Here is a 14,174-nt window from a genome sequence, read left to right on the forward strand (position 1 = left end):
TGGTAGCGCTTAGTTTCCATTGGCAAGCCGATCTTTTTTCGGGGCAATCCCAAACTGGGATCGGTAGCAACGCGAGAAGTGCGCCAACGATGAAAAGCCACAACGCGTGGCCACTTGGGAGATGGATAAAGGGGTCGCTAGCATCAGATCCCGCGCAAGCAGCAGTCGCAGCTTAAGATAATAACGGCCCGGAGCCATAGCTGCGTGGCGATGGAAAATCCGTTCCAACTGGCGTAAAGAGATATGCACCGACGCTGCCAAGGCAGACACTTTGAGCGGCCTTTCTAGATTCTGACACATCACTACCACCACTCTCTGCAGCCTGCTTGCATCTCGATTCTCTGCATGGAAAGCCCGGTGATACAGCCCTAGTAAACGCAACGCTGGCAGGTGCTGCCCAAGCACACCACCATGGGAGGAGTCGCTTTGGCAATCGGAGTCTCTTTGGTAAGTATTGCAAAACCCTATATCGAGTTCTGCGGGCAACCCATTCGTCAGCCCTTCACCCAGTAGCTCTCTGACACAGCCTCGCGTTAGCTGCCGTATCAGCCAGTGTTGCCACTCAGCATCGCGATACTCAACGGCAACAGGGCCTGCACAAACAACAAGATTGTCTGGATCGTGGTGTTGATAATGCGTTGCGACAAGGCCGCTCACATCATTCGGTGTGGCATCGTCAACTGAGAGCAGCGCCCAGCGGTAGAGCGGTTGCTCGGCAAATGTATTCAGTTGATCTAAATAGAGGAGAGAGGCTTCCAGACAGCACAGGTTAAAGCCTGGAAGCACTAGGAATGAGAGCCAGCAGCAGCCGTCTTGATCGCGTTTTAGCACAGCAGGCTCTTCTATTAGAAGTTGTCTTTACGGCGACGAACCTCTGTAAATACAGTCTCGGAAGATTGGCCTGACATACCGATAGTCGCTTTAAAATGAGGTAAGTCTGCTCTTAAGAAGGGGTTGGTTTGCAACTCCAAACTGAGCAGCGTCGGCACCGTTGGTAGACCACGCTCACGCAGCAAGGCAACCTGCGCAACACGCGCTTGTAGCTCAGTATTATCTGGCTCAAGGCTGATCGCAAAACGGGCATTGGCCTGTGTGTACTCGTGACCGCAAAACACTTGGGTAGACGCTGGCAACGCCTTCAATGTTTGCATACTCTCCCACATCTGCTGTGCCGTACCCTCGAACAGCCGTCCACAGCCCATCGAGAAGAGCGTATCGCCGGTAAAAACTGCGGCTAAATCTGGGAAGTAGTACACCGTATGGCCCAACGTGTGGCCCGGTGTTGCCAATACTTGGCAGGCTAACTCCCCCAACAGAAGGCTCTCGTTGTGCTCAACGGTCCGCTCCATCAGCGGGATCTGACCTTGATTCGCTTTTGGGCCAATCACCTGACAACCATAACGCTCAACGAGCGCCTCGTGACCATCGATATGGTCCCAATGGTGGTGGGTGGTCAATATATAATCAAGTGACCAGCCGCGCTGCTCCAACTGCTGCTCAATGGCGCTAGCATCCGGCGTATCGATGACAATTGTCGTACCGGTTGCTGCGTCATTGACTAAATAGCAGTAGTTATCTTTTAAGCAGGCAACTTGCACTATCTGTGCGGAAGTTGACGCCGCAGTATCTGGACTCTGCATCTTAGTTTCCATCATTCGTGAAACACTGCTCTAAATATCGAGCTTTAAACGTGGGCTTACAGCACGCGAGCAACAAACCATGAGGACGCTCTGCTCTGCTTTTTCCGCCTCATTGAGAACGCTATCGCGGTGATCAGCCTCCCCTGATAGCAGGTCAACTTCGCAACTACCACATAGCCCCTCTTCACACATGGTTTCAACCGTAAAGCCTTCACCACGTAATACCTCCAGAATGGTTTGGTCTGGTGATACAGTTAACACTTTTCCTGAGCGTGCCAGCTCGATTTCAAATGAGGTGTTGTCACTGTTGTCCTGCTCAACCGCTGCAAAACGCTCAAAGTGAACAGTAAGGTTGGGGTGGGGCTCTGCCGCATCTAAGATTGCTTGCAACAAATGCTCAGACCCGCAGGTATATATTTCCGTGACTTCGCTCTGCTGCGCAAACAGCTCTGCTATATTCAGCCGCTCATCCACTGCATCGCTAAAGTAACAGTGCAACCGCTCACCAAATGTGTTGCGTAGCTGCTCGGCGAATGCCGCATGCTCGAGGGAGCGTGCCAGATAATAGAAGCTGAAGTTCTTACCAAGTGCTTGCAGCCTCTGGCCCATCAACATAATTGGGGTGATGCCAATGCCTCCAGCGATCAGTAGGTAATGGTCAGCACTTTCATCCAGTTCAAAATGGTTCCGCGGTGGGTTGATCTGTATCTCGCTGGCCGTATGGATATTAGCGTGAATCCACGATGAGCCACCTCGCCCCTGCTCCTCCAACTGCACTGCAATCTTGTACTCTTGCGTATTGGTTGGGTCTCCGCATAACGAATACTGCCGCGTGAGGCCATTGTCTGTTAACACATCAATGTGGGCGCCAGCACCGAATGCTGGAAGGGTCTCACCGTCTTCTCGAGCTAAGGTGTAGGCGCGAATATTTTTAGCGACTGTCTCAGCTGTGACAACGCGTACGGGTATGCTTTGGGATGCCATCACTGACCTCCTATGCGTATCAAAAAGGGGAACTAAAAAGAGAGGAGCGGCGCGCTACAGCCTGAATGCGGCCGCCCTAAGTGAGGTTATAAAACCCTAATTACATATCTTCTGGATCAATGCCCGGTACTTCGGTAATGCCCAGCTTTTGCTTCCAATCTACTGGGTAGACCGCATAGAAAATGATGCATTTTTCATCGCATTCGTACTTAACATCCATCCCTTTTGGCATGTAAAGCACATCACCTTCTGAACACTGATATGCAACACCATCTGCGATGAGACGGAAGTTACCCTCTTTAACAAACACGATCTCATCAACTTCCAAGTTCCAAGGCACTGAGATGTTGTTAAGAAAGTTAACACCACCGGCCATCGATTCGCTGACTTTGACGTTAACCCACGGCTTGATGAAGGTACCGCCCGGTTGTAGCTCTTGGTAACGGTGCTCGATATCGGAGAACTTAAATAATGTTGGAGTTGGCATAGTCTGGTTCCTTACTTTGTTAGATTTGTTGTTAGGTAGAACGGTTTTCTTAAGCTGGCTGGTTGATTGGCTCGTTTAGCTCGATGACATAGCCATCTGGATCTTCGATAAAGCCCAGCATGCGAGTGCCGTGGTTCATCTGCTTAGCAGGGCTGCGAATGGTGACACCTTCACTCTCAAGGAAGGCCATCGCATCAACCACACTCGCAACATTAAACGCTAGATGGCCGTATCCCTTGCCTTTGTCATAAGGCTCGGTCTGATCCCAGTTGTGCGTTAACTCAATGGTGGTGGTTTCGTTTTCTGGGCCGTAGCCGATGAAAACGTTAGTGAAACGACCTCCCGGATATTCGTTGTGGCGCAGTACTTTCATGCCCATCAGACGGGTATAGAAGTCGAGCGATTTATCCAGATCCACCACACGAATCATGGTGTGATCAAGACGGAATTTGATTGGATTCTCTGTAGACATAAGCTCACCCTTGTCAAAATAGTCTGTGAATCAGCCCTAACAGACACGTTAGGGCACGCCGGTGTAGACACCGGCTTGTTATCGTTTTTTGGCTTAGTTTGAGGCGTTACTCGCTGACCGCAGCAACTACCTGCTCTTGGAAGTTGCGCACACTATCTTCCCAATGCGGAGACAACACACCACCGCTCTGTGCCACAACCGACTTGCGCCCCTCTTGCAGACGGATACACATTTCGTGATCCTCTTTATGCACGTCCACCCATAACTGTTTGAGTTTTTCTGCACTCTCTGCATCAAGCTCGGTGCCATCAGTCATGTAGATGGCGCGGCGTTGCAGCGTTTTATTCGGGCCAAGTGGGATGTTTAGGTGCACTCCCATCTGGTCGGGGAAGTAGCGGCCGAAAACAAAGGTCGGGAACAGCGTTAAGTAGCGCGAACTCACTGCAAGCGTATCGCCACTGCCATCTCCCCCTTCATCAGTTTCATCCAGATCAACAGCGCTGCCTTGGCAATGGCCATCGTTAACCGTGTAATGGTCAACTAGCGGCTGATCTGTGGTGCTGGAGTGCACAAATTGCACGTGATAAGGCTCGATAAAGTTCTCCATAAGGAATTTCCAGTTGGTATCGATCACCCCTAGGTCAATCACCCCCACCAGCTTAGCCTGATCAAAGTCCAGCCCTTCAAGGCGGCTCTTTACCGGCTCAATGAAGGTTTCAAATGGCTGAGCATCGCCACTGACATTCACGAAGATCCAGTCGTACCAAACCGCACAGTTGACCTCTTTTAATCCATGCTCTTTGGGATCGAACCCTTCCGGCACAGATTGTGGATCCTCACCACCAAAATAAGGCGTCGTACGTAGCTCGCCGTCTAGGCCATATGCCCACGCGTGGTAGGGGCATTTCAGCATCCGGCCCACGTTCTGCGCTTTGTCCACCAGCTTCAGGCAGCGGTGACGACAGACATTGTGAAACGCTTTGATGGTGTTATCTCGGTTACGCACCAGCACAATCGGGTTATCGCCCACGTTAACGGGCATGGCATCGCCTGGCTTATCCATCTCATGGGCGAAACCAACCAGAACCCACGAGCTTGGAAACAGTTCGTTTTTCTCAGCTTCCCAAAACTGTTCCGAGGTATATGCAAATGGGGGCAGACCGCGTTTAACTGCACCTGACTCATTAAATGCGTCTAAGTTGCCGACTTTATCTGTAGCTATAAGGCTCATTATTTTTCTCCGAACCATTCGCGATAGCTCGTAAGGTTTGCTATCGCTTTACTTATTCTTGTTGGTGTTCGTCGCTTGCTGCTGCAGGCGTACTGTCAAATAACGATGTGTTCTTGTCGTACAACACCGTTTGCCGCAATGGCACGGCACGGAGTCGTAGTTGGCTGAGACGAAATCTAGCAATCGATAATGGCGCCCGACCAATTGAAAAATCACAAAGGTCATGAGCTGAGCTAATGAGGCACCGATCTACACAGCTCCTACATCACACAAAAAACCACATAAGCTATTGATTTTAAATAATTTAAAAGCCAATTCGATAACCTTAACCAAAGTTATGCACCGCAGAGCTTCTCATAACGCGTTATGACTAAACCCCGATAAAATAGACGCCATGAGTTTTCCTAATGACGGTTGCGGTTTTTGAATTAGGCGAACGTTTTACGAGCGGTTAACTTAAACGCTCTGGTCGGATCGTAGTTGGCTTACGTGATCAGATAGAGACATCAGTTAGCAGTCGCTAAGCGGTGATCAACGTCTCTTTTCTCGATTAATCCAAAAATAAAAAGAGCGGTAATCAGAGAGATGACGTCCAGATGCGCAATTGCGAACAGCTCCGCACGAAAGCTCAAGCGTTGACTCGCAACTGGACCTATCTCACCTGAACCGGGAGAGATCATGAATAACAATAAAACCAATATAGCCAAAGCCGGAATCTTCTCCGGTATAAACCCCGCGATGGGATTGTTGGCAAAAGGTATGGTGGTCGCCTTTTTGGTGTTCACTATTATCAATGTCGACTTTGCCGGGGGTATCTATGCTGACATCAAGAACTGGATACAAACCACGCTAAACTGGTATTACGTCAGTCTTGTTTGTGGATTTTTCTTCCTCTGTACATGGTTAACATTCGGACGGCTAGGTAACTTGCGCCTAGGTGCCGACGAAGAGAAACCGGAGTTTAGCTTCTTCTCTTGGTTTGCCATGCTATTTGGCGCCGGCATGGGGATCGCGATGCTATTTTGGAGTATCGCTGAGCCCATCTACCACTTCCAAGGCAACCCCTTTATCACCATGGCGGGTGTTGAGGCGAAGTCTGCGGAAGCCGCGCAGGTTGCTATGCGTATCTCCTTCTTCCACTGGGGTTTCCATGGATGGGCTATCTATGCGGTCGCTGGCTTGGCAATGGCTTACTTTGCTTTCCGTAAGGGTTTGCCGTTAACCATACGCTCTGCTCTCTACCCACTACTTGGCGATCGCATTTACGGACCAACGGGCCATGCGGTTGACCTACTAGGTGTCTTTGCAACCATCTTTGGTGTCGCGACATCGTTAGGTTTGGGCGTAGCTCAAATGAACGCGGGTCTTAACTACCTATTCGGCTTGGAGATCTCTGTCATCAACCAAGTTGTCCTGATCTTGGTGATCTCAGTTGCGGCAACTTTCTCGGCTGTTTCCGGCGTTGCTAAGGGGATTCGGATCCTCAGTGAACTCAATATCAAACTAACAACAGTACTGTTTGCTTTCTTCCTATTTGCAGGGCCAACCGTGTACCTGCTTGGTTTCTACGTTACCAGCGTGGGCGACTATCTATGGAATATGATTCCAATGGGCTTCTGGACCGACCCGAACCCAGAGAGCCAATGGCAAGGATGGTGGACAGTATTCTATTGGGGTTGGTATATCTCATGGGCACCGTTTGTGGGCATGTTTATCGCCCGTATTTCGCGCGGACGTACCGTGCGCGAATTCCTGCTTGGCGTTATCTTAGTGCCTTGTTTGGTGAGCTTCCTTTGGCTATCGCTCTTTGGTGGCACTGCGCTACATATGGAGCTCTACGGCAACGGTGGCATCGTCGATGCTGTTAACAACGACCTGACAACAGCGCTTTATGTCACCCTTGAAGCACTGAATGTTGAGTGGGCAACATGGGCAATGGCAGCGCTAGCCACTCTGATGATTCTGACGTGGTTTGTGACCTCGGCAGACTCAGGCACGCTCGTCATCTGTACGCTACTATCAATGGGTAATGAAAACCCACCAGCGCGTTTCCGTATCGTATGGGGCGTCGGTGTGGGTGCCGTTGCCGCTGTTCTGCTACTTGCGGGCGGCCTAAAAGCGTTACAAGCCGCTTCAATCGCCGCGGCACTCCCGTTCTCTATCGTTATGATTATGATGATTGTTGGCTTGCTAAGCTCGATGATCTCGAACCCGGAGTATCAGTCGGCTCCCGTCGCGGATACCGATAGCCAAGATGAAGAGGGCCCTGCTAACGCAGAGGTGTCTGCTACCAGTTAAGTAAGCCCCCCCTACAAAGAGGCGTTAACACGCCTCTTTTTTTATTTTTCCTCTCTCTTCACTGCACCGAAAAAACCCTGCGGTTTGCTGGCCCAGCGCCTCTCGAGAACCTACTTTGCCACTCCCTGTTACAGCCCTCAGCAGCGGTTTTGGAATCACGGTGTATAAACATAAACGCCCTGACACAAGCATCGCTACCTGCATCAAGGCGCTAGAAGGAAACTGTTAAAAGCGTGCTATACCTGCTCTTTTAACCAGCTTACGAAGGTGCGCACTTTACTGATGTTCATCCGGTCATCCGGCACGATCAGATAGTAGCTATAGCTGGGAAGATTATGCCGAAATGGGCAGACTAAACGCCCTTTACGAATATCCTCCGCCACCAACTCAGGGCAAACCAATGCAAAGCCCAGCTTTTCAATAGCCGCTTGCTGGCGCACATTGGTATCGCTGTAATACTCGTTGCGCAGTGGCTGCAATTCCGAGTGTCCAACCATGGTTAACCACTCACGCCAACTGGTGGCATCGGTCTCGTGGAGCAGCGCGAAACGTTCTAGCAGCGCAGGCGATTGGGTATCCTCGAGCCCCTCCAAAAGATCTGGATGGCAGGCTGGCGTTAAACGCCCCTCAACCAGCAGATGTGCATTGCTAGGCACTTGGCTAACGTGCAGCCACTCAATCGATAAGTGGATATCCGAGTCGCTAAAGTCAGCAGCACTATTGCTATGGTAGAAGCGAAAATCAAAGCCAAATTGCGTCCCGCTCAGGCGCGGCGATAACCACTTCATCGCAAAGTGTGGCCGTACGGAGATCCCGATTGGGCTGATAGCGGTCTTTGCTTTTACGCGTCCCACACCACGCCTGACTAGGCTCATCGCCTCGGAGAGGTCTTGATAAAGTATCTGCCCCTCTTCAGTCAAAGCGATCACAGGCCCCGAGCGATCAAGCAGCTTGATCGAAAAGAACTCTTCGAGATTTTTCACTTGATGGCTAATGGCAGATTGCGTGACGTTCAACTCTTCTGCCGCTTTGGTAAAGCTGCAATTCCTTGTTACAGCCTCAAACACTAATAGTGACTTAAAAGGTAACAACATATGTATCACCCCGGTTCATTGTCGTTGGGTACCTCAAGAGAGGTGCTTGTTATTATTTTCCCGCGTATTGGTTGAAGCAGCGCCGCACCAACACATCTATGAGCTCAACTAATATCACAGCTTGTACTGGTTGAATACGGCATTTTTCTAAATCTAATTAAAATCGACACAATTCTCTTGCGAACGCCGCATTACGTCGCTTTTAGGCAAGTTTAGCCCGCCTAATGACCCATGAGATATTTGATTCGTGGCGCGAATTGCGCATCGTTACACTGGCCCTTTCTTCACGAATCAGGGTGACAAACATGCACGAAAAAAATATAAAAAGTGACCTGATACTCTTAGTAGTAGCAGCAGTATGGGGCGCATCGTTGGTCGCTCAAAGTATGGGCTTAGAGTATCTCGGGCCACTGGGTTTCAATGCAGGGCGTTTTCTCTTGGGGGCACTCACACTGCTGCCGTTACTGTTGCTAAGCCGCCGCATGCTGAGCATTTTTGATCGACCGCTGCTCTTAGCAAGCGGGGCGGCTGGCTTTATCCTCTTTATGGGCGCATCACTGCAACAAGCGGGTTTGCAGTATACGACGGCCGGAAACGCCGGCTTTATCACCAGCATGTATATTGTGTTGGTCCCTATTTTCGGGCTGGCATTTGCGCAAAAGACCGGCAAAAACACTTGGATTGGTGCCGCATTTGCCGCAATTGGACTGTACCTTTTGAGCGTAGGCGATAGATTCACCATCAACCCAGGCGATGCACTAGTGTTGGTCGGTGCTGCGTTTTGGGCAGGTCATGTTATTCTGATCGCAAAAATAGCTAAGCAGTTTGATAACCTAACACTCTCCCTTATGCAGTTTCTTTTCTGTGGTCTCCTGTCGCTGGCAGGCGCACTGCTATTTGAGAGCGATGAACTCGCCATCACCAATATGATTGCCGCATGGCAACCACTATTGTTTGCGGGTGTGCTCACGGTGGGTATCGGCCATACACTTCAGGTTATTGGGCAAAAATCAGCACCAGCATCGCATGCTGCAATTATCATGAGCCTTGAGGCTGTGTTCGCAGCCGCTGGTGGCTGGTTATGGTTGAATGAGCAGCTGAGTTCACGAGAACTGCTTGGCTGCTTGTTGATGTTAACGGGGGTTGTCGTATCGCAGCTTTCATTCTCTTGGCTAGGTGCCCGACGTACTGCATCCAAAGCGCAGCAGCTTTGATACCGTTTCTTTAGTGCCGACATAAACAAAAAAGCCGCTCAATGAGCGGCTTTTTAAATTGCTGGTTAACAACCAAACATTAGTCTTCTTGGTAGGCTTCGATGCCAGGGCAAGAGCAGATGAAGTTACGGTCACCGTACACGTTATCTACGCGGTTTACGGTTGGCCAGAACTTGCTATCACGCGTTGCTGCCGTTGGGAATACCGCTTCCTCTACAGAGTAAGGGCGATCCCATGCATTGGTGATATCTGCCAGCGTATGCGGCGCATTGAACAGCGGGTTGTTGTCCGCTGGCCATTCGCCATTCTGCACACGTTCTACCTCAGCGCGGATCTTAACCATCGCTTCGATAAAGCGATCCAGCTCAACTTTTGACTCAGACTCAGTCGGCTCAATCATCAACGTGCCTGCCACTGGGAACGACATTGTCGGCGCGTGGAAACCGTAGTCCATCAGACGCTTAGCAATATCTTCTTCTGTAACGCCAGACGCTTCTTTCAGTGGACGAATATCAACGATACATTCGTGAGCCACTTTGTTGTTACGGCCGCGATACAGAATCGGGTAGTGCGCGCTGAGTTTTTCAGTCAGGTAGTTAGCACCCAAGATCGCATTCTGCGTCGATGCTTTCAGGCCAGACTTACCTAACATGCGGTTGTACATCCACGTGATCGGCAAGATAGAGGCAGAACCGAAAGGCGCTGCAGCAACTGCACCATTCTCTGGGTTCAAGCCATCAACTGGGCTAACCTTGTGGCTTGCCAAGAATGGCGCCAAGTGGCTTTTAACACCGATTGGACCCATACCAGGACCACCGCCACCGTGTGGGATAGCGAACGTTTTGTGCAAGTTAAGGTGCGATACGTCAGAACCGATTAAGCCCGGCTTAGAGATACCAACCTGCGCGTTCATGTTGGCGCCGTCCATGTAGACTTGGCCACCGAACTTATGGATCACTTCGCAGATCTCAACGATATCTTCTTCGTAGACACCGTGAGTCGACGGATACGTGATCATCAAGCAAGACAGGTTCTCAGCGTGCTGCTCAGCTTTCTCGGCCAGATCAGCCAGATCTACATTACCTTGCTCATCACACTTGGTAACGATGATCTTCATATCCATCATCGCAGCCGACGCTGGGTTAGTACCGTGCGCTGATGAAGGGATCAAGCAAACATCACGGTGACCTTCACCGATTGACTCTTGGTACTTACGAATAGCCAACAGGCCTGCGTACTCACCAGAAGCACCTGAGTTAGGTTGCAGTGATACCTTATCGTAGCCTGTAATCTCTACCAGTTGCTCTTCAAGCTCTTCCAGCATCTGGTGGTAGCCTGCTACCTGATCCGCAGGTGCGAATGGGTGCATGTTGGCAAACTCAGGCCATGTTACTGGGATCATCTCTGCTGTCGCGTTCAGCTTCATCGTACATGAACCCAGTGGGATCATGCCGTGTGCTAAAGAGTAATCTTTGTTCTCTAGCTTCTTCATGTAGCGAAGCATGTCAGTTTCAGAGTGATAGCTGTTGAATACTGGGTGCGACAAGATGGCGTCATCACGGCGCACATCAGCAGATAAGCCAGTGGCTGCGCCTGCAGTAATAGCTGCATCGAGTGCTTGCAGATCAACACCGTGATCATCACCTAGGAAGACTGCGAACAGTTGTTCCACGTCCGCCGCTTGCGTCGTTTCATCCAACGCAACGCCTAGGCGGTTGTCGCCCACTTTACGCAGGTTGCAACCGGCATCCAACGCGCGCTGATAGATCGCTTCTTGGTCTGCGCCAACGTTAACCGTGATGGTGTCAAAGTAAGTGTCGTTAGAGCTTAAGCCCTTAGACGCCAAACCTTGAGCCAGAATCGCCGTGAGACGGTGAACACGTTCAGCGATCGTTTTCAGACCTTCTGGGCCGTGATAAACCGCATAGAAGCTCGACATGTTGGCTAGCAACGCTTGCGCTGTACAGATGTTTGACGTGGCTTTATCACGGCGGATATGTTGCTCACGTGTTTGCATCGCCATACGCAGAGCTTGGTTACCGCGAACATCTTTGGAAACACCGATAATACGGCCAGGCACCGAGCGCTTCAGTTTATCGCTTGATGCGAAGAATGCCGCGTGTGGACCACCAAAGCCCATCGGTACACCGAAGCGCTGTGCGGAGCCAAGCACAACATCAGCGCCCAATGAACCTGGTGATTTCATTAGCACCAACGCCAGTGGGTCAGTCGCTACAGACACCATCGCTTTCTGCGCTTTGGCTTGGTCGATGATCGCTTTGATATCAGAGATATCACCGAATGTGCCTGGGTACTGCAGCTGAACACCGAATACGTCGTGCTGATCAAGCTCAGCAACAGGCGCAACGATGATTTCAAAACCGAAGTACTCGGCGCGTGTTTTGATGACGTCAATGGTTTGCGGGTGTACATCATCTGCGATAAAGAAGCTGTTGCTCTTCTTACGATTAGAGCGCTTACACAGCGTCATCGCTTCGGCAGCAGCCGTTGCTTCATCTAGAAGAGAAGCGTTCGCCAGATCCATACCCGTCAGGTCCATCACAACCTGCTGGAAGTTTAGCAACGCTTCCAAACGTCCCTGAGCGATCTCAGGTTGGTAAGGCGTATACGCCGTGTACCAGCCTGGGTTTTCCATCACGTTGCGCAAAATTACGTTAGGGACCAGCGTGTTGTGGTAGCCCATGCCGATGTAAGACTTGTTTACGACGTTTTTAGCCGCTTTCTCTTTCAGCTCTGCTAATGCGTTAACTTCTGTTACCGAATCAGCCATCTGCAATGCGTCATCCAAACGGATCGATGCAGGTACTGTGTCTTCGATTAGCGCTTCAAGAGAGCTCGCACCCAGCTCGTCCAACATAGCTTGTTGGTCTTCCGGCTGAATACCGATATGACGACGCGTAAAGTCGTGCGTTTGTTCCAGTTCACTCAGAGTACGTTTTTCCACGTTGGTGTTACCCCTTATTCTGCTACGTTGGCCTCGTACGCTGCTGCATCCAGCAGGTCTTCCAGTTCAGCTGCATCGCTAACTTTCAGCTTTGCAATCCAACCATCTTCGAAAGCGGATTCGTTGATTGTTTCTGGCGCATCTTCTAGTGCTTCATTCACCGCGATCACTTCACCGCTCAATGGTGAGTAGATATCGGATGCAGCTTTTACAGACTCAACCAAAGAGAACTCTTCGCCTTTCTCTACTGCACGGCCAACTTCAGGCAGTTCAACGAAAACCACATCACCCAACAACTCTTGTGCGTGCTCAGTGATACCAACGGTTACAGTGCCGTCACCGTTGTCCAGAACCCACTCGTGAGATGCTGCATATTTTAAGTTTGCTGGAACGTTGCTCATTGTTCTTTCCTACCCTTTATGATTCGTAAGGTGTGTGGGCAATGACTACCCACACCTGTGAATATGTTTATTGTCTAAAATTAGCGATACAGTGGGAAGCGCTTACAAAGGCTCTCAACTTCCGCTTTAACGCGTGCTTCTACTTCCGCGTTACCTTCTGGTTGCTCCACTAGCCCATCAAGCACGTCATTGATCAGGTTACCGATCAAGCGGAACTCCTCTTCGCCAAAGCCACGCGTAGTGCCCGCGGGTGTACCCAGACGAATACCCGATGTCACCATGGGTTTCTCCGGATCAAATGGAATACCGTTTTTATTGCAGGTAATACCCGCGCGCTCAAGAGCGTCTTCTACTTGGTTGCCTTTTAGGCCTTTCGGGCGCAGATCAACCAGCATCAGGTGCGTATCAGTACCGCCAGTCACGATGGCACAACCGCGCTGCACCATCACCTCAGCCAACGCCTGAGCGTTTTTAACCACCTGCTTGATGTAATCAGTAAAGTTGGGTTGCAGCGCTTCGCCAAACGCAACCGCTTTACCCGCGATCACGTGCATTAGCGGGCCGCCTTGCAAGCCAGGGAACACTGCAGAGTTAAACTTCTTCCCCAGATCCAGATCGTTACTCAGGATCATACCGCCACGTGGACCACGCAGAGTTTTGTGAGTAGTCGTCGTCACTACATGAGCGTGTGGGAATGGACTCGCATGAACGCCAGTAGCCACAAGACCTGCAATATGCGCCATATCTACCATCAAGTACGCGCCCACTTTATCGGCTATCGCGCGAAATTTGGCGAAGTCTATCTCACGTGGGATCGCAGAGCCACCCGCAATGATCAACTTTGGCTTACACTCAAGGGCAATCGCTTCTACCGCGTCGTAATCGATCTGATGATTTTCTTCAGACACGCCGTACTGTACAGCGTTGAACCACTTACCCGATTGCGCTGGACGCGCACCGTGTGTCAGGTGGCCGCCTGCATCTAAAGACATCCCTAAGATCGTGTCGCCCGGTTGCAGCAGTGCCATGAACACAGCACCGTTCGCCTGTGCACCTGAATGTGGCTGAACATTGATGTACTCGCAGCCAAACAGCTGCTTCGCACGTTCGATCGCCAGTGTTTCTACTTTATCAACATGCTCGCAACCACCGTAGTAACGACGGCCAGAGTAACCCTCTGCATATTTGTTAGTTAGAACCGTGCCCTGTGCCTGCATCACCGCTTTAGAAACAATGTTCTCAGATGCAATAAGCTCGATTTGGCTATCCTGGCGCTCAAACTCTTCTGTAATGGCATCTTGAACCGCGCTGTCACGCTGATCCAACGATTGGGTAAAAAAGTCCGCGTAAATAGAATCGCTATACTGATCACTCATACTCATTTCTTA

The 14,174-nt window shown here is 50.6% G+C and carries 12 protein-coding genes; 2 read left to right on the plus strand and 10 right to left on the minus strand.

Translation table 11 applies throughout. The features are described 5' to 3' along the window. Positions 1-9 precede the first annotated feature (9 nt). The 6 genes from E4L36_RS12930 to E4L36_RS12955 form a co-directional block, all read right to left on the minus strand. Entirely contained in the window at positions 10-831 is an 822-nt protein-coding gene (locus tag E4L36_RS12930; protein WP_136680950.1) for a helix-turn-helix domain-containing protein, read from the minus strand. 14 nt (positions 832-845) lie between these two features. Beyond that, positions 846-1,640, minus strand: a complete 795-nt coding sequence (gloB, locus tag E4L36_RS12935; RefSeq protein ID WP_136680951.1) for a hydroxyacylglutathione hydrolase — start codon at positions 1,638-1,640, stop codon at positions 846-848. A 30-nt stretch (positions 1,641-1,670) separates the two neighbouring features. Then, the gene (locus E4L36_RS12940) at positions 1,671-2,624 is read right to left on the minus strand and encodes a PDR/VanB family oxidoreductase (protein ID WP_136680952.1); all 954 of its coding nucleotides are present in this window, start codon (positions 2,622-2,624) and stop codon (positions 1,671-1,673) included. A gap of 100 nt (positions 2,625-2,724) precedes the next feature. Next, positions 2,725-3,111 (minus strand): cupin domain-containing protein, encoded by a 387-nt coding sequence (locus E4L36_RS12945; RefSeq protein ID WP_127692378.1) that lies wholly within the window; start codon positions 3,109-3,111, stop codon positions 2,725-2,727. A gap of 49 nt (positions 3,112-3,160) precedes the next feature. Further along, positions 3,161-3,583 (minus strand): lactoylglutathione lyase, encoded by a 423-nt coding sequence (gene gloA, locus E4L36_RS12950; RefSeq protein ID WP_136680953.1) that lies wholly within the window; start codon positions 3,581-3,583, stop codon positions 3,161-3,163. Between the two features lie 106 nt (positions 3,584-3,689). Next, the gene (locus tag E4L36_RS12955) at positions 3,690-4,814 is read right to left on the minus strand and encodes an aromatic ring-hydroxylating dioxygenase subunit alpha (protein WP_127692376.1); all 1,125 of its coding nucleotides are present in this window, start codon (positions 4,812-4,814) and stop codon (positions 3,690-3,692) included. A 678-nt stretch (positions 4,815-5,492) separates the two neighbouring features. On the opposite strand from E4L36_RS12955, the gene E4L36_RS12960 reads away from it, so the two are divergent. Further along, the gene (locus E4L36_RS12960) at positions 5,493-7,112 is read left to right on the plus strand and encodes a BCCT family transporter (protein WP_206052582.1); all 1,620 of its coding nucleotides are present in this window, start codon (positions 5,493-5,495) and stop codon (positions 7,110-7,112) included. 236 nt (positions 7,113-7,348) lie between these two features. On the opposite strand, the gene E4L36_RS12965 is transcribed toward E4L36_RS12960, so the two are convergent. Continuing rightward, complete coding sequence (locus E4L36_RS12965; protein WP_127692375.1) at positions 7,349-8,206, minus strand: LysR family transcriptional regulator; 858 nt, start codon at positions 8,204-8,206, stop codon at positions 7,349-7,351. Between the two features lie 305 nt (positions 8,207-8,511). Between E4L36_RS12965 and E4L36_RS12970 the strand changes: the two genes are divergently transcribed. Further along, positions 8,512-9,420, plus strand: coding sequence for a DMT family transporter (locus tag E4L36_RS12970; protein ID WP_136680954.1), 909 nt, complete (start codon positions 8,512-8,514; stop codon positions 9,418-9,420). A 79-nt stretch (positions 9,421-9,499) separates the two neighbouring features. Here E4L36_RS12970 and gcvP read toward each other — a convergent pair whose 3' ends face one another. From gcvP to glyA, 3 genes are all read right to left on the minus strand, one after another. Then, on the minus strand, positions 9,500-12,385 hold the full coding sequence (gene gcvP, locus E4L36_RS12975; protein ID WP_136680955.1) for an aminomethyl-transferring glycine dehydrogenase: 2,886 nt from the start codon (positions 12,383-12,385) through the stop codon (positions 9,500-9,502). Positions 12,386-12,399: 14 nt separating this feature from the next. Continuing rightward, positions 12,400-12,786, minus strand: coding sequence for a glycine cleavage system protein GcvH (gene gcvH / locus E4L36_RS12980; RefSeq protein ID WP_127692372.1), 387 nt, complete (start codon positions 12,784-12,786; stop codon positions 12,400-12,402). Positions 12,787-12,866: 80 nt separating this feature from the next. Beyond that, a complete protein-coding gene (gene glyA / locus E4L36_RS12985; RefSeq protein WP_127692371.1) occupies positions 12,867-14,168 on the minus strand; it encodes a serine hydroxymethyltransferase in 1,302 nt (433 codons plus the stop codon). Positions 14,169-14,174: the final 6 nt, after the last annotated feature.

The sequence above is a fragment of the Neptunomonas sp. XY-337 genome, from assembly GCF_004959845.1.
Taxonomy (GTDB): Bacteria; Pseudomonadota; Gammaproteobacteria; order Pseudomonadales; family Balneatricaceae; genus Neptunomonas; species Neptunomonas marina.

Excerpts from the sequence above, each read along its gene's own strand:
- gloB (WP_136680951.1), bottom strand. The coding sequence starts at position 1,640 with ATGCAGAGTCCAGATACTGCGGCGTCAACTTCCGCACAGATAGTGCAA.
- E4L36_RS12940 (WP_136680952.1), bottom strand. The coding sequence starts at position 2,624 with ATGGCATCCCAAAGCATACCCGTACGCGTTGTCACAGCTGAGACAGTC.
- E4L36_RS12945 (WP_127692378.1), bottom strand. The coding sequence starts at position 3,111 with ATGCCAACTCCAACATTATTTAAGTTCTCCGATATCGAGCACCGTTAC.
- gloA (WP_136680953.1), bottom strand. The coding sequence starts at position 3,583 with ATGTCTACAGAGAATCCAATCAAATTCCGTCTTGATCACACCATGATT.
- E4L36_RS12955 (WP_127692376.1), bottom strand. The coding sequence starts at position 4,814 with ATGAGCCTTATAGCTACAGATAAAGTCGGCAACTTAGACGCATTTAAT.
- E4L36_RS12960 (WP_206052582.1), top strand. The coding sequence starts at position 5,493 with ATGAATAACAATAAAACCAATATAGCCAAAGCCGGAATCTTCTCCGGT.
- E4L36_RS12965 (WP_127692375.1), bottom strand. The coding sequence starts at position 8,206 with ATGTTGTTACCTTTTAAGTCACTATTAGTGTTTGAGGCTGTAACAAGG.
- E4L36_RS12970 (WP_136680954.1), top strand. The coding sequence starts at position 8,512 with ATGCACGAAAAAAATATAAAAAGTGACCTGATACTCTTAGTAGTAGCA.
- gcvH (WP_127692372.1), bottom strand. The coding sequence starts at position 12,786 with ATGAGCAACGTTCCAGCAAACTTAAAATATGCAGCATCTCACGAGTGG.
- glyA (WP_127692371.1), bottom strand. The coding sequence starts at position 14,168 with ATGAGTATGAGTGATCAGTATAGCGATTCTATTTACGCGGACTTTTTT.